Below are 18,312 nucleotides of genomic sequence, written 5' to 3' on the forward strand. Positions count from 1 at the left end.
AATTGGCCGCAGTTTTAACCGCGGCCGACATTCTTCTAGGTAAGCCCCTGCCATCGAAAACCTGACAGGGGCTTTTTTTATTCAGGGTGTTACCGCAGCCGTGACCGTGCCGCTCAGTTCGGGCGGGCGAGGTTTTTGTAGGCGACATCCAACTGCTTCAGGCGGTCCTCGTATGAGGTCTTCAGGCAAGCCGCATCCGCGCCGCAGGCTTGACGCTTCTTCAGCCAGGCGCTCTGTTCGTCCTGCAGCGTGCCGCGCGATCCCATGGCGAGGAGGCCGGAGATCAGCTCGAAGGTCGTGGCCATCTTGACGTCGGCATCGTTCAGGCTGCGCGTGTCGCAGATCATTTTCTCGTCCGGCTGCAGCGTCTTGCCGTCGCAATCGAAGCTGGCGGCCTTTGCCGAGCCTAGCGGCGACAGGATCGGCAGCAATCCGAGAAGGGCTGCGCAAACTAGGTTCGCAGACCGGCTGCGAGTGGTGAATGTCAGAGGCGAATGATCCATCTTTTGATTCCGATTTCAGAAAGTTATGGCGCTTGGTTGACGATGCACTTCCGCTCGAGAATCAGCCAGATGTGCACACTGCTGCACTCCTAACCCATTCCGGGCCGTTTTGTTCAAGCCGCATGCGCGCAAAGCCTGCGGCTGGCTTGAAGTTCCATGATTGCGCCCTCTTTCCTTTCTAGCGTTCGCGGTTACAACGTTGCCTCCACAGACACTTTATAAAGGGTTCCTTATGCAAGGTTTGCTCAAACGCGCTGCGATCCCTATGCTCGCACTCGTCGTCACGCTTCCCGCCCCGGTCTACGCCGAGACGGCCAAGGCCGTGCCGGAATACAAGATGGAAATGCAGCTTTCCTTCTCTCCGTTGGTCAAGCAGACGGCAGGCTCGGTCGTCAACGTCTATGCGGAACGTGTGGTGCACCAGCAGTCGCCGTTTGCCGGGGATCCCTTCTTCCAGCAGTTCTTCGGCCAGCGCATGCCGAACCGTACCGAAAAGCAGACATCGCTGGGCTCCGGCGTCATCGTCGAGGCGAACGGCACGATCATCACCAACAATCACGTGGTCGATGGCGCCGACGACATCAAGATCGCCCTTTCCGATGGCCGCGAATTCCCGTGCAAGGTGGTCCTGAAGGACGACCGGGTCGATCTCGCCGTGCTGAAGATCGACACGAAAGAGCAGTTGCCAATGCTGCCGATTGGCAATTCCGATACGCTCGAGGTCGGCGACCTCGTGCTTGCCATCGGCAACCCTTTCGGTGTGGGCCAGACAGTGACCAGCGGTATCGTTTCGGCGCTCGCCCGTAATCAGGTGAAGAACGAGGTCGGGTTTTTCATCCAGACTGACGCCGCCATCAACCCCGGCAATTCCGGTGGGGCGCTGATGAACATGAAAGGCGAACTGATCGGCCTCAACACCGCAATCTTCTCGCAGAGCGGTGGATCGAACGGCATCGGCTTCGCCATTCCCGCCAACCTCGTGCGCGTCTTCCTGGCGGCCGCCGATCGCGGTGACAAGAGTTTCGAGCGCCCTTACATCGGCGCCACCTTCGAGCCGGTGACCTCCGAAGTCGCCGATGCGCTCGGCCTGAAGCGGGTTCGCGGAGCCCTGATCACCAAGGTCACCGACAACGGTCCCGCCGCCAAGGCCGGTCTCAAGGCTGGCGAAGTCGTCACTGCCCTCAATGGCGTATCCGTCGAGCATCCCGATGCTCTCGGCTACCGTCTGACAACCGCCGGGCTCGGCGCGACGGTATCGCTGACCGTGCTCGACAATGGCAACGAGCGGGAAGCGAAAATGACGCTGGCAAGCGCTCCCGAAACTCAGCCGCGCGAGGAGAAGCTGATTGCCGGCAGCAATCCCTTCTCCGGCGCTACGGTGGCCAACCTGTCGCCGCGCGTGGCGGATGAGTTGCACATGCCGACCGATACGGCCGCAGGCGTCGTTGTAGAAAAGCTGAAGGACGATTCCGCTGCTGCGCGTCTTGGCTTCCAGCCGAAGGACATTATCGTATCCGTCAACGGAACGGCGATCACCAACACCAAGAGCCTCGCAGAAATTGCTGCCAGCGAACCCGATATCTGGCGCGTGGAAATCGAGCGGGACGGTCAGCGCATCCGGCAATTCTTCCGATGAGCAACGACCTGTTTGCGCCGCAGATCCCGCCAACGGTCGCCAGCAAGCGACCGTTGGCGGACCGTCTGCGGCCGCAGACGCTGGCCGAGGTCACCGGTCAACAGCACCTCACCGGCGAGGACGGCGTGCTGCGGCGGATGATCGAGAGCGGTTCGCTCGGATCGATGATTTTCTGGGGCCCGCCCGGTACCGGCAAGACCACTGTGGCGCGGCTGCTATCGGGCGAGGCAGGTCTCGCATTCGAGCAGATCTCGGCGATCTTCTCCGGCGTTGCAGATCTCAAGAAGATGTTCGAGACCGCCCGCATGCGGCGCATGGACGGCCGCCAGACCTTGCTGTTTGTCGACGAGATCCATCGCTTCAATCGCGCCCAGCAGGACAGCTTTCTACCGGTCATGGAAGACGGCACTGTCATTCTGGTCGGTGCGACGACAGAAAACCCGTCCTTCGAACTGAACGCCGCTCTGCTGTCGCGCGCCCGCGTGCTGACGTTCCGCGCCCATGACGAGGACAGTCTGCGTGAACTGCTGCAGCGTGCCGAGCGGGTGGAGGCAAAGCCGCTGCCGTTGACCGACGACGCCCGCGATAGCCTGATCCGTATGGCCGATGGTGATGGTCGCGCGGTTCTGACGCTTGGCGAAGAAGTATGGCGGGCGGCGCGGGCGGACGAGGTGTTCGACACCGCAGCCCTGACCGAAATCGTCCAGCGGCGGGCACCTGTCTACGACAAGGCGCAGGACGGGCACTACAATCTGATTTCGGCGCTGCACAAGTCGGTGCGTGGGTCGGACCCGGATGCAGCGCTCTATTACCTCGCCCGGATGTTCGATGCCGGTGAGGATCCGCTCTATCTTGGACGACGCCTCGTACGCATGGCGGTCGAGGATATCGGGCTTGCCGATCCGCAGGCTCTGGTCATCTGCAACGCCGCCAAGGACGCCTACGACTATCTCGGCTCTCCCGAGGGTGAACTGGCCTTTGCGCAGGCCTGCGTCTATCTGGCAACCGCACCGAAATCGAACGCCGTCTATACTGCCTTCAAGGCGGCGACTCGGGCAGCCAAGGAGAATGGTTCACTGCTGCCGCCCAAGCATATCCTGAACGCCCCCACCAAGCTGATGCGCGGCGAGGGATATGGCGACGGCTATCGCTACGATCACGACGAGCCGGATGCCTTTTCAGGCCAGGATTATTTTCCCGAAAAACTCGGACGTCAGAAATTCTACGATCCACCCGAGCGGGGTTTTGAGCGCGATATCAAGAAGCGTCTGGAATGGTGGGCAAAGCTTCGCAAGGAGCGGGCCGGCGAGTGAACCGGGCGCCGTCATCTACCCCGCCACAGCCCTCTGAATGCGCGGCGCCAACGCCTTCTCGATGAGCTTGACGCTCGATTCGGCAAGGCCCTTGTGGCCTTCCATATCGACCACTAGATGCCAGTGGCCGTTCTCGGGAACGGTGAGGCGGATCGGTGACTTCTTGGCGATGCCACCGACGAACTGATGCTTGAGCGTCTCCTTGAAACGCTGGAAATTTCCGCCCGTCATCAGCCTGACATTGGCGACTGCAGAGAGGGTGATTTCAATCGTCGTCTCTGCGCGCTGGTCGCCAAGATCGTAATGGGTGTAGCGGAAGGCTGGCTTTGGCATCTCGGTCATCTCATGTCGCGTCCGACACCAAATATCCACCAGGTGGTTAAGGAAGAATGGAGTCGGGCGCGTTTCGGACCTATCAACGCAACTTAATGGCTAGTGAAGGACTTGATTTCCAACCCGTCGAAGCCGAGCACAATATTTTCGGGCAACTGGCAGACTTCGGCAGGATTGCGGTCACATTCCTCGCGGGCAAAGTGAAGCGCTGCAGTCTCGTTGGCGAAGAGACCGCCGATACGTCCGAGGCGGTCCTGCACGATCCAGCCGCCGTGACCGTCGCGCCCGACCAGGAAGCGGGCAGCGGACGAAGCAGCAAGTGAGCCGGTCGAGCGACGTTGGAGCGGTTCGGCTTCGTCGCGTTGGGTATTGGAGCGGGGCATTGACATTCCTTTCAGGCAGTTTTGTCTGGCATCGGCCGGTATTCTACCGGCGCTGCGCCACGGTTATGAATGTATGCCGGCAGGCATAGGGTTTCCATTTCGGGCGACACCCCGGAATATTAAAATCTCATATCCTCATGGACCTGCCTTGGAGGTCGGGACAACAGTGCAGGGCTTGTGCTCGAGGCCATGGAGCAGGGTCAGCGCGTCGCGGATAGCAGTCTCCGTCTCGGGTTCCACTGAGACCAGCGGCAAGCGTACCGCCGTGCTGACAGGCCTGCCGTCCAGCTGCAGCGCTTGTTTGAGCGCGGCGGGGATACTTTCGGCAGCAAGAGCCTGCCACAGCGGAAGCAAGCGCTGCTGCAGGCTGAGAGCGGCCGCGAGGTTACCGGCGGCGGCTTGGTGCTGGAGAGCAGCGCTCATCTGCGGCGCGACGTTGGCGGCCTCAGAAAAGCAACCGGCACCGCCTGTCATTGCAAACCCGAGGGCTACGGCGTCATTGCTGGTATAGAGACCGACACGTCGTGGCAGCAACTCCGTCCACGCGCCGAGGCGACCAATGTCTCCGCCACCGTCGCAGATGCCTATGACGCTGCCGATTTCGCCGAGCCTTTCGATCGTAACCGGCGCGAGGTCGATCCCTGCATGGGCTGGCCTGTTGTCGATGATCAAAGGCAGATCGGTGGCGTCGGCAATGCTTTCGAAATGGGCAAGGATGCCACGCTGCGTGGGTTTGGAATAATAGGGGACGGTTATCAGCACGGCAGACGCACCGGCGTTGCGGGCCTGCCGGGTCGCTGCGATCGTCTTGGCGGTACAATTGCTGCCCGTCGCTGCAATGACCGGTACCTTGGCCGCTGCCGTCTCCACGCAGATAGCAATGACGGTCTGCCGTTCATGATCCGATAGCACGGGACCTTCTCCGGCGAGGCTACAGACAGCAAGACCGTCGATGCCGCTGGCGATCTGCCAGGACACATGGTCCATCAGCGCGTTGCTGTCGATGGCATCATCGCGAAAGGGGGTGATGAGCGATGTGATCGCGCCGCCGATGCTCGGCTTGCGGGCGGCGCTGTCGAGGTAATTCGTTCTCATGGGAATGGCTGCTCACAGATAGGAAAACAGGATGGCGATCTCGACGCTGCCGAGCACGATGCCGAGCGCAAGCATGATCATCGCCGTACGGCGCGCCCGCAGGCGACGGCGGTTGGTCTGGCTCATGAGCAGGCAAGCCGATCGGGTTCGGCAGGGTCAGGCCGCTTGGGCCAGGTGGCGTGGGGCATGGTTCACCTCTGCAATCGATGCAGCGATGGTAATGCCGGGCTTCATAGGAAAGCCATACGAGCCCGCAGGTCTCAAAATAAAGACTTCATAAAAATGGCGGTCGCCTGTGGCAATGGCGGTTAGCCTGAACAGCGTCGATTTTCGCGATCAAGCTGTGTTACGAGAGCGAGGAGCGCTTCGCATGTCGGCGTTGCAACGCCGGAAAGGCGACCACACGACACGACCATGCCGATGAGTGGCGTAATTTCCAGTGCCTTGCCGGCAAGCAGGTCTTGCAGCATAGACGTGCGGACATCGCCGATCCGCTTCGACTGTTCAAGCCGTTGCTCGACCGACATCGTGAAGCTTGCACCGAGCGCTTCGCCCACAGCCTTGACCTCCGTCATCACCTGCGCGACCATATTGGCGAGCGCCGGGTCGGCCATGATGTCGGACATCCTCGCCCTCGTCAGTGCGCTGATCGGGTTGAAGGCGGCATTGCCCATCAGCTTGCTCCAGATCTCGTTGCGGATCAGGGGCGTCGTGCTGACATTGAGACCGCCGGACGTCATGAGTTGGGTAATCGCCTGAAGGTCAGCCGTGTTCTCGCCTGACGGCTCTCCGAGTACGAAGCGACCGTCGTTGCTGAGATGGATTTCCCCCGGCGCTGTTACTTCTGCGCCCTGGTGGGCAACGCAGCCAATCACCCGGTCGGGGCCGACCGAGCGCCACAGGGCACCGCCGATGTCCAGTTCCTCGAATTGCGTCTCCGTATGCTTGCTCTGGGTGTCCCGATGAAAATACCACCAGGGTATGCCGTTCAGCACCATGACGACGCGGGTGGTGGCATGCAAGAGGCCACTGATACCTGCCGCTGCTCCGCCCAGTTGATGGCCCTTCAGGCCGGTAATGACCAGATCTTGCGCAGGTAGTGTGCTGGCATCGTCCGTAGCATGTACCTGCACTGTCAGCGGTTCCGTTGCGCCCGCCGTCCAGAGCTTGAGGCCGTGCTGCCGAATGGCATCGAGATGAACGCCGCGCGCTACGACTGAAACTGTGACACCGGCCAGGGCTCCGCTGGCCAGTCGCGTCGCGATGCCGCCCCCGAGCGCGCCAGCGCCATAAATGCAGACTGTCTTGATCGATGACGAGGGCATTGCAATCTCCGCGATCTCAGATGGACGTTTCGTATTGACAGCGCTCGCCGTGGCACCGATGCGCCAAACCCCAGACCTTGCGGCAAGGAGCTTGGCGCAACAATCAGGTCAGACCGCGCCGCCGTGCAGGCCGCCAAGCAGCCACAAGACGATCAGGACGATCAATACCAGGCCCAGCACGCCGCCGAGGCCACGTCCGCCGTAACGACCATGGGCATAGTAACCGCCACCGCCACCCAACAACAAAACCAGAATTACGATGATCAGAATCGTTCCCACGGTGATCGCTCCCTTGCTTAGCATCCCGACAAATCACAACAAAGCCAATGCTTTGGAGAGGTCCGGTATGATCGGCCATATAGAACCGCAAAGTCGTTAGTCCATGGAGCCTTGCGACAATTCGACAATGTTGACATGACCGGTATTGGCCAGTGACGGACGGCGCCGTTGCATGGTGTTTCTACGGTCGGATGGCGATGCCGGCCTCCATAGCGGCGGCGATAAACGCCTTCCGGGCGTCCTCGTCTGTCCGTTTGCCTTGCCGCACCTCGGCGCAGATCAGCAGCGCCCGGTCGAGAGCCGGACCGTCCTCCTGTGGCCAATCCTCGATCATTGCCCAGGACGCTGCCTGGGTCGTGGCGATAGTCACAAAGGTTTCCGGGCCTTCGAGCGCAAGGGTAACCGGCTGTTTCCAGGGGGTGTCCATATTGCGGACCTTTTCATGATGGTTGCCGAAGGATCCCTCATAGGCGGTTTTTGAAGCCTGTGCGAGCGCCTGATGGCAAATCTGAAGAATACAGCAAGTGCCGATGGTTAGCCGACTTTGCGGATTCAGACTGAGAGGCAGATGATGGAGGACTTGAACCCGCTCATGAGGCCAGCGGTGTGCCACCAGGAACAATCCGGTCTCACGGGGTCTGATCGGGTGACAACGGCGCAGGCACGCCCTCCCGGATGTGCGCGGAGAACCCGGGCGATAGTCCGTCGGCCTTGGCCTTTTCGTCGATATGCGACAATCGCTTCAGCTCTTCGAGCGGCAAACGCGTATCGAGCGCCTTCTGGTCGTAGGCATAATCCGGGACATAACCGTTGACGATGAGCCGCCAGTCAAAGGGCAGGGCGTCGCCCACAGCCCGCACCATCTTGATGACTGCCGTGGTGCAGTTGGTCGTCAGAGAGTTGTAGAATTTTGGCTTTTCGGCAAGCGCGTTGGCGTCAGCCACATAGGCCAGCAGCAGTGCCCGCGCTCCGGCCGGAGGGATATTCATACGATAGAGCTGCACGTCCTCGCCGCGCACATTCGAGCGCACACCGACCACATCGCGCTCGTCGGCGGCGATGATCACCAGTGGATTGCTCTTGAACAGGTCGGCGACGGGGGAGAAGGCTCCGCCCTTTCGACGCCTCACCTCTATCGACCAAGCCAGCTGCCGCCCATCGGCAAACCCGAAGCTGACGATCATGTGGGCCATCAGCGGGCCCGACCAGTAGGACATGAACAGGTCGACCGTCCTGACCGTTCCGAGATCGTAGCTCCTGGTCTCCCAGTGCGGGGTGAAATCCGTGTCGCTCCGCCACTCGAACGCGCGCACATCAGTGAGCATAAGCTGGTTACCCTCGATCCTGCCCGTCACCTGACGCGCCACATCAGGTGCCCAGTCTGCTGTGGACGGGGGCATGATCGTCGTCCACCAGGCAATAACAAGCACGGAGGCGACCGCGAATGACGCAAGACATGAGGCTCTTCGGCGGACGAACAGGCCAACGACCGTAGCAAGCCCGCCCAAGGCAAAGATACCGGCACAGACGGCGCGCCATACCTCTGGCAAGGGCAGGCGATACCAGAGGGCAAGAGACACCCACGCTGTGACGGCGACGACGAGCAGGGTAAGCCCGAACAAAAGCAGGGCGCGGCCGATAGTCTTCAACGGTTTATTCCTCGCTACCGACGGGGTTTTCGCTGGTGAAAGTGGCGCCGATGTGGAGTTCGGCAACAGGGTGGTAGGAAGATATCGCCGCCGGCCACATTCATCCGTTCAATTGGTTCGCGCGGAGCGAATTCGACGGGCGCCGGAGGTCGCTATTGCAAGCTGGCTGCGGATTGCGCCCATTGCATTGCAGCATTGGCCATCGTCGCCAGATGTTCTGCAGCGGAATGGCCGGAAATCGTCTTGCGCGGTCTAAGGTCGTGATCGCCGTCTTCAAGCCAGAGCAACTCGATGCTGTCAGACAGGTCATAGTGCAACACCTCGTCGCGGCAACCCAGAAGATCACGCGTCCCCTGGCAGATCAGCGTCGGCGTCCGCAAATGCCGCAGATGAGCCGTCCGCAGGCTGTCCGGCTTGCCCGGCGGGTGGAAGGGGTAGCCCAGGCAGAGGAGGCCGATGATTACCTTGTCGTCACGGAGTTCGTCGGCGATCATGCTGGCGACCCGTCCACCCATCGATTTCCCGCCGATGATCAGCCGACCGTGAGACCCGAGTGCCGTCACCGCCGTGCGATATTCCTCCATCAGCATCTCTGCTTTCGGCGGCGGCCGGCGAACGCCTGAAATGCGTCGGGCTGCCATGTAGGCGAACTCGAAGCGGGCGACCCTGAAGCCAGCTGTCGCCAAGGCATCCGATGCCGCCGACATCGAGCCCGAGTCCATCGGTCCGCCGGCACCGTGGGCGAGTAGTATGGTGTAGGGCGCGTCGGCACCGCCGGATAACAGGAATTCCGGGATGAGAACTGACGTCATGAGGCACCTCGGCAGGTTACAGGGACGATATCCCTTACGGTGGACAGGAGTTTTGTTTCCACCACCACGAAAAAGGCCCTCGCTCGAGTGAGCGAAGGCCTTCGTGAACAGGCCGTTCGAAGCCGTGCGTCGGCTCCGGACAGCGACTTTTACATTATTTGGCGAGACGCAGGTTGAGCTGTGCAACACCGGCTGCAACGTTCAGGCCCGTGCTGGTTTCGCCGCTGAGCGGCTGCAGGCCGAAGTTCTTGGAAGAACCGCCGACCAGAGCGTTTGCGCCAAGGCCGATGCCGACCGAAGCGCCGGCGGAAGCGCCGACATAGTTGCCTGCCAGTGCGCCTTCACCGGTGCGGGTCGGGTTGACGTTGTATACGAGCCAGCTCAGGTAGGCCTTGCCGGTCACACCGATATCGATGCCGAGCTTGCCGATCGAGCCGACATAGTGTTCAGCCTTGCCGTTGCGCTGCTTGAACTCGCAGCTGACAGCCTTGCTGGATCCGAGAATCATGCCGACGCCACCGGCGACCGTGCAGGAAAGCGTGCCAAGACGCTCCTTCGGCTGGGTAGCGACAACGCCGGTGCCCTTGTGCCTTGGGGCAGCATCCGCAACGGAGGCGAATGCAACGGCGGCAGTGGCGGCGATGATGACAAGATTTTTCATGCGTAGGTCCTCGGTGATTGATGCCCGAAGAACGCAGCAGGTCTCAGAAGGTTCAATCACGCGTCTGGACATGCGACCGAAACCTCGCCGGGACTGTCGTAGTCTTGCGCGCTGGCTTGCTGCTCTCAGCCACCACAGCGGGACGTCAACGCTGCTGGCAGGTTGTAGAATTGTCGGCGTTTACCTGCCAAACAACGAAAGTTCTTCTAGTTAATACTTAAATTGTCAGTGAGCCAAACTTCAGCCGCTAGGCGAATTGTTTTCGTGCGTCCCCCGCCAGTTTAGTTCTCGCAGTCTTTGCCACTTGTCTCGCACGCTCTGAACGCCTTCGGCAAAATACAGTTTAGCAACGCAGTCATTGTCATGGCTGTCCCGCAAAAGGCATTCCCGCCCGTCCGCCATTCTGGTCGAGAGCCAGAAAAACCCTGCATAGCCGACTGGATAGTGTATCGCCGCTTGGACCACCAAAACCACTGCAAACGCTGACGCAGCAACGCGGGCCATTTTCCGGCTCGCCGCGATGACAACGATTACAGCCACGGCAAGGACAAAGATTCCCGCTATGGTGCTATAGCGTGTCTGGCTTCCCTCTTGTGGACCGAGCCAATGCGCTCTTCCCACGGCAGCCATAAGAGCGCCGCCACCAGCGTAGGCAGCGATTCCGATCCAGGGAAGCGCGCGGGACCTTTTATCTTCCGAGCTAAGGCAAAGCAGGCTTGCCACCGCCCCGACGACAATAAGTACACCGCCCCAGACGAACTTGCTGTCGAGCGTGCTGCCCAGCAGCCTAGCGGTGAATTCCGCAATCATCGGAATCCATTTGCCGAATGACGGCGCAGGTGGGGCCTTTGAAGCAGGCAAGCCATAGAAATAGAGGACGAATACCGCAACACTGGCGATCAGCCAGATTACTGCAAACTTGCGCAGGCGTGGTTCGATCAACAAATAGACGAAGCCGAGCGGCCATAGGCACAGTCCACTAGCAAGGGAGAAGGAGGCTGCAAATGCAGAGAGAGCCGCAAGCGCCACGTAAATGGAAGGTGTGTCTCGCCGCGTGGCAACAAAGAGAAACACGAAGGTACCGACAGCCAGCACGTTTGCAATAAACCACTGAAAGTCCCACTCCCATAGCCAATTCGCAAACTGAGCCATGTTAAAAATCTGCATGACAATGACGATGCAAACAAGCAGGTGGTCGACACCGCGTTGCCTAAGAGTAGAATACGCCAACCAGATGAGAACAAACGCCGTAAGGGTGGCCAGCAGAACGGAAAATAGCAGCGTCGCCTTGATGTTCCAATCGAGCAGGAGCGCATTCAGGGTCAGAAGCGTCATGGGCACGAAGACCCGGTGCTCATTGTGGGCGCTGGTGAGATCGCTAAGCTCAAACGATCCCGTCTTGAAAGCCTGATACCGGTAGAAAAACTCCCATCCGTCTTGGAAAGGAATGTCGACAGCGTATCGCCAGATGTTCCAGGACGTCCATAATGCAGCGGCCGCCAGAAACACACCCAGCGTCAATTTCATCGTTGTTTTTGAGTTCACGCTCGTTCCCAAAGTCACAAAATTCAGAGACTTTTAGGGCGCGTTTGATGAAGAGTGCAAGCAAGCGCAGGTTGCTCGCTCCAAGTGTCCTAGACGCCAAATAGGTGTGTAAGATCAATGCACCGTCTCGGCAAAGTAACCGACTGTCGCCCTTTCAGCCTAAGGTGAGTAATAGCGAAGTCAAGCTAGATTAGACGGAAATCAATCGTCTCGGATGGCTGGAAAAAGTCACAGACGCTCTAAATTTTTGGAGAATTATTCCGAATATTTTTGTTCGTAGTGGCCGAAAAGCAAAGTTACAATGTCAATAAAATCGGGAACAGTTAATATATTCAGGTTTTGGAAGGTAGATATCAGTAGAAATGTTCACTGTGAATACGCGAACATTTTTCTCGTTTTGCTAATTTGGAATTATCTATAAATGAAATAAATATAATTTCCTTGATTTCGTTCCCCGGGGCCGGAAATTCGCATATTTTTCTTCGTTCAAACGTCAATTTTGACGGCGATGGTCATGGTGCTCCATTGCCGGGAGACATGCGAGCCAATTTCTTTTCACCACTTCTGTCCGTGTTTCATTTCGCACCCGATCTCAAAATTCAGTGGATATCGTTCGCGATTCAATGAAATCGCGTTATTCGATGACTTCTATTCGGGAAGTAATGGTCACTGCGTCTGTTTTAAAAAGCACGTTGCGGCCTCGAGGCATTCTTGTGCTTGCATCTCCGCGCGGCGAGACTTGGCGGCTTGGCAGCTTCAGTCCTTCCGCCATCATGGCAGATTGCCTTTAGGAACCCGGAGCACCTAGCCGCAGGGGGCGTGTACCTAGCCTTGCGCCGGTCACGGCATCGATGGCGATGGGTTCGATTTCATGGCCTGATTCGACGTCGATGTAGCGTGCGAGTTCCCCGTCGCAATGACGGTGTGCCCATGCGCCGATCAACATCAGGACAGGCAGGAAGTCGCGACCGGCCTCTGTGAGGACGTATTCTTCCCGGGGCGGGCGCTCCGAGTATAGGCGCTTCTCGAGCAGGCCGTCTTCGGTCAGCGCTTTCAGGCGCTTGGTCAGCATGGTCGGAACGATGCCGAGGCTCTTACGGAACTGGTCGAAACGCGTCAGGCCGGCATGGGCGTCCCGCAGGACGAGAATGCTCCAGGCATCTCCGATTGCCTCAAGACTTCGAGCGACCGGGCATTGCAGCGGTGTAGGATTTTCCATTTCGTATCTTTTCGATAGTGACAAAGTATCAAAAAGATAGTAACACGCCTCTGGACATTGATCCACTCCTTTGGAAAGCTGATGAGATGACAAATAGAAATAACGGCGTCGCGCTGGTGACAGGCGCTTCCTCCGGCATCGGTCTGATGACGGCACAGGCGTTGGCAAAAGCGGGCTACCGCGTCTTCGGAACCAGCCGCAAGCCTGTCGCGAGCACTGCAGGTGTCGCCATGCTTGTCTGCGACGTCACGGATGAGGCGTCCGTGCAGGCCGCTATCGCTACTGTTCTGGATCAGGCGGGCCGTATCGATCTCGTGGTCAACAATGCCGGTATCGGCCTTCTCGGTGGCGCGGAAGAATCGTCCATTGCGCAGGCCCAGCGGCTGTTCGATGTGAACGTCTTCGGCGTCGCTCGTGTCGTCAACGCCGTCTTGCCAGCGATGCGCCGGCAGAAGAGCGGCCGGATTATCAACATGAGCTCGATCCTCGGCCTCATTCCATCGCCCTTCAACGCCTTTTATGCCTCGACCAAGCACGCGATAGAGGGCTACTCGGAATCGCTCGACCATGAAGTGCGTACATTTGGCATCCGCGTCGTCCTCGTCCAGCCCGGCGTGACGCGCACCTCATTCGAGGAAAACCTGACGCGCGCCGACAGTCCGCTGGCAGCCTACGCCTCCGAGCGCGAGCGCAGCGAAAAGCTCATGCGCAGCTGGATTGAAGCCGGCGATGAACCTGGTGTGGTGGCCGACGTGGTCGTAAAAGCAGCCACGGCAAAACGGCCGAAGCTGCGCTACTCCGCCGGCAAGCAGTCCACCCAGGCCCGCTCACTCCGCCGTTTCATGCCCGAGCGCCTGGTCGACCGCATCCTGCGCAAAGTCAACGGCTTGCCTGCCTAAGAGCAGGTTGGGTAGGAATGGGGGCGCCCGACATGCAATGCATCATTAAGGCACCTGCCAAAGGACATTTTAGACTTTCAACTGAAAATGGGCGGCTGTTTCCAGCGCGCCCATTTTCATTGTCAGTTCGGTTTAGCGCCGAGCTTGAACGACATTCCGCCAATCACGAGCAACCGCTGGTCGCCCCACACGTGTCGCACTTTTCGCATGTGCCGTTGCGGACCATGGTGAAGTTCTGGCATTCGCCGCACATGCTGCCGGTGTAGCCCTGCATGATCGAGCGGGTACGGCGTTCGGCTTCCAGCTTTTTGGCCTCGGCCTTCGCCGTTGCCGCGGCATCGGCTGCTTCGTCCGAGAACAACGATGTGTTTTCTTCCGCCATTTCCTCGGCCAGTTCCTTGGCGCGTTCGTCGTATTCGCGCTTGAAGGAGACGACTTCCGATGTCGAGATCGCGGCGATCGTTTCGATCTTGCGCGCCGCGCTGCCGGAGAATGCGGTGATCGTGGCGCCGCCCGACGACGCCTTGGCAGGAACTGCGGTGGCAGCCCCCTTCGGCTCGTTGGTTTTGCCGACCAGAGTTGGCTTGTAGCCGCGTGTCAGGCCCTTGGAGACGACATCGGCCTTGCCTTCCGAAACACCCCGACCGAGCGAGGTGTTGTTGAAGTCGGACGTATCGACATGGGCGAGGTCATGACGGCCGAGATAGGAGACGGCGAGTTCGCGGAACACGTAGTCGAGGATCGACGTGGCGTTCTTGATGGCGTCGTTGCCCTGTACGATGCCGGCCGGCTCGAACTTGGTGAAGGTGAAGGCGTCGACATATTCCTCGAGCGGCACGCCGTATTGCAGGCCGAGCGATACGGAGATGGCGAAGTTGTTGATCAGCGCGCGGAGTGCCGAGCCTTCCTTGTTCATGTCGAGGAAGATTTCGCCAAGGCGGCCGTCGTCGTATTCGCCGGTGCGCAGGAACAGCGTATGACCGCCGATCTTGGCCTTCTGGGTGTAGCCCTTGCGGCGGCCGGGCAGCTTCTCCTGCTCGCGGCTGACGCGCTCGATCACCCGTTCGATGATCTTCTCGGTGATGGTGACGGCCTGTGCCGCTGCCGGCTGCTGCAGCAGTTCCTCCAGCGCATCCTCGTTGTCGTCGTCGTCGATCAGCGATGCATTCAGCGGCTGCGAAAGCTTGGAGCCGTCGCGATAGAGCGCGTTGGCCTTCAGGCCGAGCTTCCAAGACAGCATGTAGGCGTTCTTGCAATCCTCGACGGTCGCGTCGTTGGCCATGTTGATGGTCTTCGAGATGGCGCCTGAGATGAAGGGCTGTGCGGCGGCCATCATGCGGATGTGGCTGTCGACCGACAGGTAGCGCTTGCCGATCTTGCCGCAGGCATTGGCGCAATCGAACACGGCCAGATGCTCGTCCTTGAGGAACGGCGCGCCTTCCAGCGTCATCGCCCCGCAGATGTGGATGTTGGCCGCCTCGATCTCCTTCTTGGAATAGCCGAGGTGGTCGAGCAGGTTGAAGCCCATGTCGGCCATCTGCGCGTCGGTGACGCCCAGCGTGTCGCGCATGAAGTCGGCACCCAGCGTCCACTGGTTGAACACGAACTTGATGTCGAACGCAGATTTCAGCGCGCCGTTGACGGCTTCGATCTTGTCGTCGGTAAAGCCCTTGGCGCGCAAGCTGCCGGGGTTGACGGCCGGTGCCTGGTTCAGGTTGCCATGGCCGACGGCATAGGCTTCCATCTCGGCCAGCTGGCTCTCGGAATAGCCGAGCGCCCGCAGCGCTTCCGGTACGGCGCGGTTGATGATCTTGAAGTAGCCGCCACCGGCGAGCTTCTTGAATTTCACCAGTGCGAAGTCCGGCTCGATGCCGGTCGTGTCGCAATCCATGACCAGACCGATGGTGCCTGTCGGTGCGATGACGGTGGCCTGGGCGTTGCGGTAACCGTGCTGTTCGCCGAGCGCCAGCGCCTTGTCCCAGGCAGCCTTGGCATGGGCGACCAGATCCTGATCAGGGTTTTCGGAATGGATGAGGGCGACCGGGTTGATCGACAGGCCCTCATAGCCCGTCGTCTCGCCATAGGCGGCGCGGCGATGGTTGCGGATGACGCGCAGCATCGATTCGCGGTTCGGCTTGAACATCGGGAAGGGTCCGAGCTCGGACGCCATCTCGGCCGACGTGGCGTAGGAGACGCCGGTCATGATAGCCGTCAGCGAGCCGGCAATGGCACGGGCATCGTCGCTGTCGTAGGGAATGCCAGAGGACATCAGCAGGCCGCCGATGTTTGCGTAGCCGAGACCGATGGTGCGGTACTGGTAGGAGCGCTCGGCGATCTGGCGGGACGGGAACTGCGCCATCATCACCGAGATTTCCAGCACGACGGTCCACAGGCGGACAGCATGTTCGTAATCGGCGATGTCGATGCGTTTGGTAGTGGCATCCTTGAACTGCAGCAGGTTCAGCGAGGCGAGGTTGCAGGCGGTGTCGTCGAGGAACATGTATTCCGAGCACGGATTGGAAGCGCGGATCGGGCCTTCAGCCGGCGAGGTGTGCCAGTCGTTCATCGTCGTGTTGAAATGCAGGCCCGGATCGGCAGACGCCCAGGCGGCGTAGGAAATCGTTTCCCACAGGTCGCGGGCCTTCAGCGTCTTCATCACGCGGCCGTCCTTGCGGGCGGTCAGGTTCCAGTCGCCATCCTGTTCGACAGCGCGCAGGAAGTCGTCCTTGATGGAGACCGAATTGTTGGAATTCTGGCCGGATACAGTGAGGTATGCTTCCGAATCCCAGTCAGTGTCGTAAGTCTTGAACTTGAGGTCGGTATAGCCCTGACGCGCAAACTGGATGACGCGCTGGACATAGTTCTCCGGCACCTGGTCCTGCTTGGCGGCACGGATCTGGCGCTTCAGCGCGACGTTCTTCATCGGGTCGAACGGGTCGTCCTTGCCGCCTTCTAGGCAGGCTTTCATGATCGCCGTCAGGTGGCGCGCAACGACCTTGGAGCCGGTGACGAGGGCAGCAACCTTCTGCTCCTCCTTGACCTTCCAGTTGATGTATTCTTCGATATCTGGATGGTCGATGTCGACCACCACCATCTTGGCAGCCCGGCGCGTCGTGCCGCCAGACTTGATGGCGCCGGCAGCCCGGTCACCGATCTTGAGGAACGACATCAGACCCGACGAGCGTCCGCCGCCCGACAGCTTTTCGCCTTCGCCCCGCAGATAGGAGAAGTTGGAACCGGTACCGGAGCCGTACTTGAAGAGACGGGCTTCGCGGACCCAGAGGTCCATGATGCCGCCTTCGTTGACGAGGTCGTCCTCCACGGACTGAATGAAGCAGGCATGTGGCTGCGGGTGCTCATAGGCCGATTTCGACTTGGTGAGCTTGGCAGTGAACGGATCGACATAATAGTGGCCTTGGCCGGGGCCGTCGATGCCATAGGCCCAGTGCATGCCGGTATTGAACCACTGTGGCGAATTCGGTGCGACGCGCTGGGTGGCGAGCATGTAGGCGAGCTCGTCGCGGAAGGCGAGCGCATCGTCTTCCGACGAGAAATAGCCGCCCTTCCAGCCCCAGTAGGTCCAGGTGCCGGCAAGGCGATCGAAGACCTGGCGGGCGTCGATTTCGGAACCGGTTTGTTCGTCCTTCGGCAGACCCTTCAGAGCAGCCTCATCGGGAACAGAGCGCCAGAGAAAGGAAGGAACATCGTTTTCCTCGACCTTCTTCAGGCGCGTGGGTACGCCGGCCTTGCGGAAATACTTCTGTGCCAGGATATCGGCGGCAACCTGGCTGAACTGGGCAGGCACATCGATGTTCTCGAGGCGGAAGACGATCGACCCGTCCGGATTCTTGATCTCGCTGATTGCCTTGCGGAATTCAACCTCCGCATAAGCACTCTGACCGGGCTTGGTGAAACGTCTTTCGATGCGCATCTGGGTCTACCTCTTTTGGGGTGCGCCCGACCTTATAAGGGGGCGCGAATATGGTCTTCCGGCATCGCGTTTCATCGCGCCGCCAGTGTTCATCCCGTCTCGTACAGGAGTCGTCATCCGGAGATGGGCTTCTGTATCTTGTGGAGATTGTGGCTGCAAACACTAAATATAGTATTAAACAGACAATTTATCCAGTCCCGTGTGGTGCACGGCAGCGCTTTCGCAATCATCGGAACTGCCCTCGAGAAGACGCCTGTCATTGGCGTCTAGCGCGATTTGAAACTCGATTTTTGAAAAGGAACCGGCCTCGTTACAACATCCGGTCCGTCACCGCCGTAACGTGGTCTCATTAAGTTTGAAACGTGCGGGGTCGTCAAGGGCTGGTTTTTAATGTTCGGCTAACCACAATATCTTGTGGGTGAGCCTGTGGAAACTGGGGGAAACGAGAAAGCCCCGTAAAGTCAGACGCTTGCATGGCAACCTTGCTATCCGGCTATCGATAAAGGCTTGCGCAGCCTGCTCCAGGGGCTGAAAAAACGACAACATTTTCATCGTTGCAGAAAGGTCACTCGGTAACGTGCCATGGGCCAGAAGTGGCAGCGATTCGCGTGCCAAAATGCCAGCAATTGCCGAGGCTTGAAGGTGTGCCCATAATCGGTCGGGTGAGGAAAGGAAGGCGACGGGGAGCCACCGGGCATTCTGCCACCGTGCGATCATCCTGCGGCTTTG

Annotated in this window: 16 protein-coding genes; 3 read left to right on the forward strand and 13 right to left on the reverse strand. The window is 59.6% G+C overall.

The window, feature by feature from the left end; all coding sequences use genetic code 11:
* Positions 1-113 precede the first annotated feature (113 nt).
* Positions 114-503, reverse strand: a complete 390-nt coding sequence (locus PR017_RS05780) for a lysozyme inhibitor LprI family protein (RefSeq protein ID WP_206423178.1) — start codon at positions 501-503, stop codon at positions 114-116.
* 232 nt (positions 504-735) lie between these two features.
* Here PR017_RS05780 and PR017_RS05785 point away from each other — a divergent pair, with 232 nt between their 5' ends.
* Positions 736-2,139: a DegQ family serine endoprotease gene (locus tag PR017_RS05785; protein ID WP_111220706.1), complete on the forward strand. Its 1,404-nt coding sequence runs from the start codon at positions 736-738 to the stop codon at positions 2,137-2,139.
* Complete coding sequence (locus tag PR017_RS05790) at positions 2,136-3,452, forward strand: replication-associated recombination protein A (protein ID WP_111220707.1); 1,317 nt, start codon at positions 2,136-2,138, stop codon at positions 3,450-3,452. Before PR017_RS05785 ends, PR017_RS05790 begins: the two co-directional genes overlap by 4 nt.
* Positions 3,453-3,467: 15 nt before the next feature.
* Here PR017_RS05790 and PR017_RS05795 read toward each other — a convergent pair whose 3' ends face one another.
* The 11 genes from PR017_RS05795 to PR017_RS05845 form a co-directional block, all read right to left on the reverse strand.
* Positions 3,468-3,785: a DUF1883 domain-containing protein gene (locus tag PR017_RS05795; protein WP_111220818.1), complete on the reverse strand. Its 318-nt coding sequence runs from the start codon at positions 3,783-3,785 to the stop codon at positions 3,468-3,470.
* 92 nt (positions 3,786-3,877) lie between these two features.
* Positions 3,878-4,168, reverse strand: coding sequence for a hypothetical protein (locus PR017_RS05800; protein ID WP_111220708.1), 291 nt, complete (start codon positions 4,166-4,168; stop codon positions 3,878-3,880).
* Between the two features lie 135 nt (positions 4,169-4,303).
* On the reverse strand, positions 4,304-5,263 hold the full coding sequence (gene dapA, locus PR017_RS05805) for a 4-hydroxy-tetrahydrodipicolinate synthase (protein ID WP_111220709.1): 960 nt from the start codon (positions 5,261-5,263) through the stop codon (positions 4,304-4,306).
* Between the two features lie 308 nt (positions 5,264-5,571).
* Positions 5,572-6,588: a ketopantoate reductase family protein gene (locus PR017_RS05810; protein ID WP_111220710.1), complete on the reverse strand. Its 1,017-nt coding sequence runs from the start codon at positions 6,586-6,588 to the stop codon at positions 5,572-5,574.
* Between the two features lie 108 nt (positions 6,589-6,696).
* Positions 6,697-6,867 carry a DUF3309 family protein gene (locus PR017_RS05815; protein WP_206423179.1) on the reverse strand — a complete coding sequence of 57 codons (171 nt, stop codon included), beginning with the start codon at positions 6,865-6,867 and terminating at the stop codon, positions 6,697-6,699.
* A 181-nt stretch (positions 6,868-7,048) separates the two neighbouring features.
* Positions 7,049-7,294, reverse strand: coding sequence for a DUF982 domain-containing protein (locus PR017_RS05820; protein WP_111220711.1), 246 nt, complete (start codon positions 7,292-7,294; stop codon positions 7,049-7,051).
* Positions 7,295-7,496: 202 nt separating this feature from the next.
* Complete coding sequence (locus PR017_RS05825; RefSeq protein WP_111220712.1) at positions 7,497-8,516, reverse strand: Lnb N-terminal periplasmic domain-containing protein; 1,020 nt, start codon at positions 8,514-8,516, stop codon at positions 7,497-7,499.
* A gap of 152 nt (positions 8,517-8,668) precedes the next feature.
* Positions 8,669-9,328, reverse strand: a complete 660-nt coding sequence (locus PR017_RS05830) for an alpha/beta hydrolase family protein (RefSeq protein WP_111220713.1) — start codon at positions 9,326-9,328, stop codon at positions 8,669-8,671.
* Positions 9,329-9,482: 154 nt separating this feature from the next.
* The gene (locus PR017_RS05835) at positions 9,483-9,989 is read right to left on the reverse strand and encodes a DUF992 domain-containing protein (protein ID WP_111220714.1); all 507 of its coding nucleotides are present in this window, start codon (positions 9,987-9,989) and stop codon (positions 9,483-9,485) included.
* 240 nt (positions 9,990-10,229) lie between these two features.
* Positions 10,230-11,534 carry a hypothetical protein gene (locus PR017_RS05840; protein ID WP_133255598.1) on the reverse strand — a complete coding sequence of 435 codons (1,305 nt, stop codon included), beginning with the start codon at positions 11,532-11,534 and terminating at the stop codon, positions 10,230-10,232.
* Positions 11,535-12,321: 787 nt separating this feature from the next.
* On the reverse strand, positions 12,322-12,753 hold the full coding sequence (locus PR017_RS05845; RefSeq protein ID WP_111220716.1) for a winged helix-turn-helix transcriptional regulator: 432 nt from the start codon (positions 12,751-12,753) through the stop codon (positions 12,322-12,324).
* An 86-nt stretch (positions 12,754-12,839) separates the two neighbouring features.
* Here PR017_RS05845 and PR017_RS05850 point away from each other — a divergent pair, with 86 nt between their 5' ends.
* Positions 12,840-13,652, forward strand: coding sequence for an oxidoreductase (locus PR017_RS05850; protein WP_111220717.1), 813 nt, complete (start codon positions 12,840-12,842; stop codon positions 13,650-13,652).
* Positions 13,653-13,815: 163 nt separating this feature from the next.
* Here PR017_RS05850 and PR017_RS05855 read toward each other — a convergent pair whose 3' ends face one another.
* Positions 13,816-17,583, reverse strand: a complete 3,768-nt coding sequence (locus PR017_RS05855) for a vitamin B12-dependent ribonucleotide reductase (protein WP_111220718.1) — start codon at positions 17,581-17,583, stop codon at positions 13,816-13,818.
* Positions 17,584-18,312 lie beyond the last annotated feature (729 nt).

It is taken from the genome of Rhizobium tumorigenes, assembly GCF_003240565.2.
Lineage (GTDB): Bacteria > Pseudomonadota > Alphaproteobacteria > Rhizobiales > Rhizobiaceae > Rhizobium > Rhizobium tumorigenes.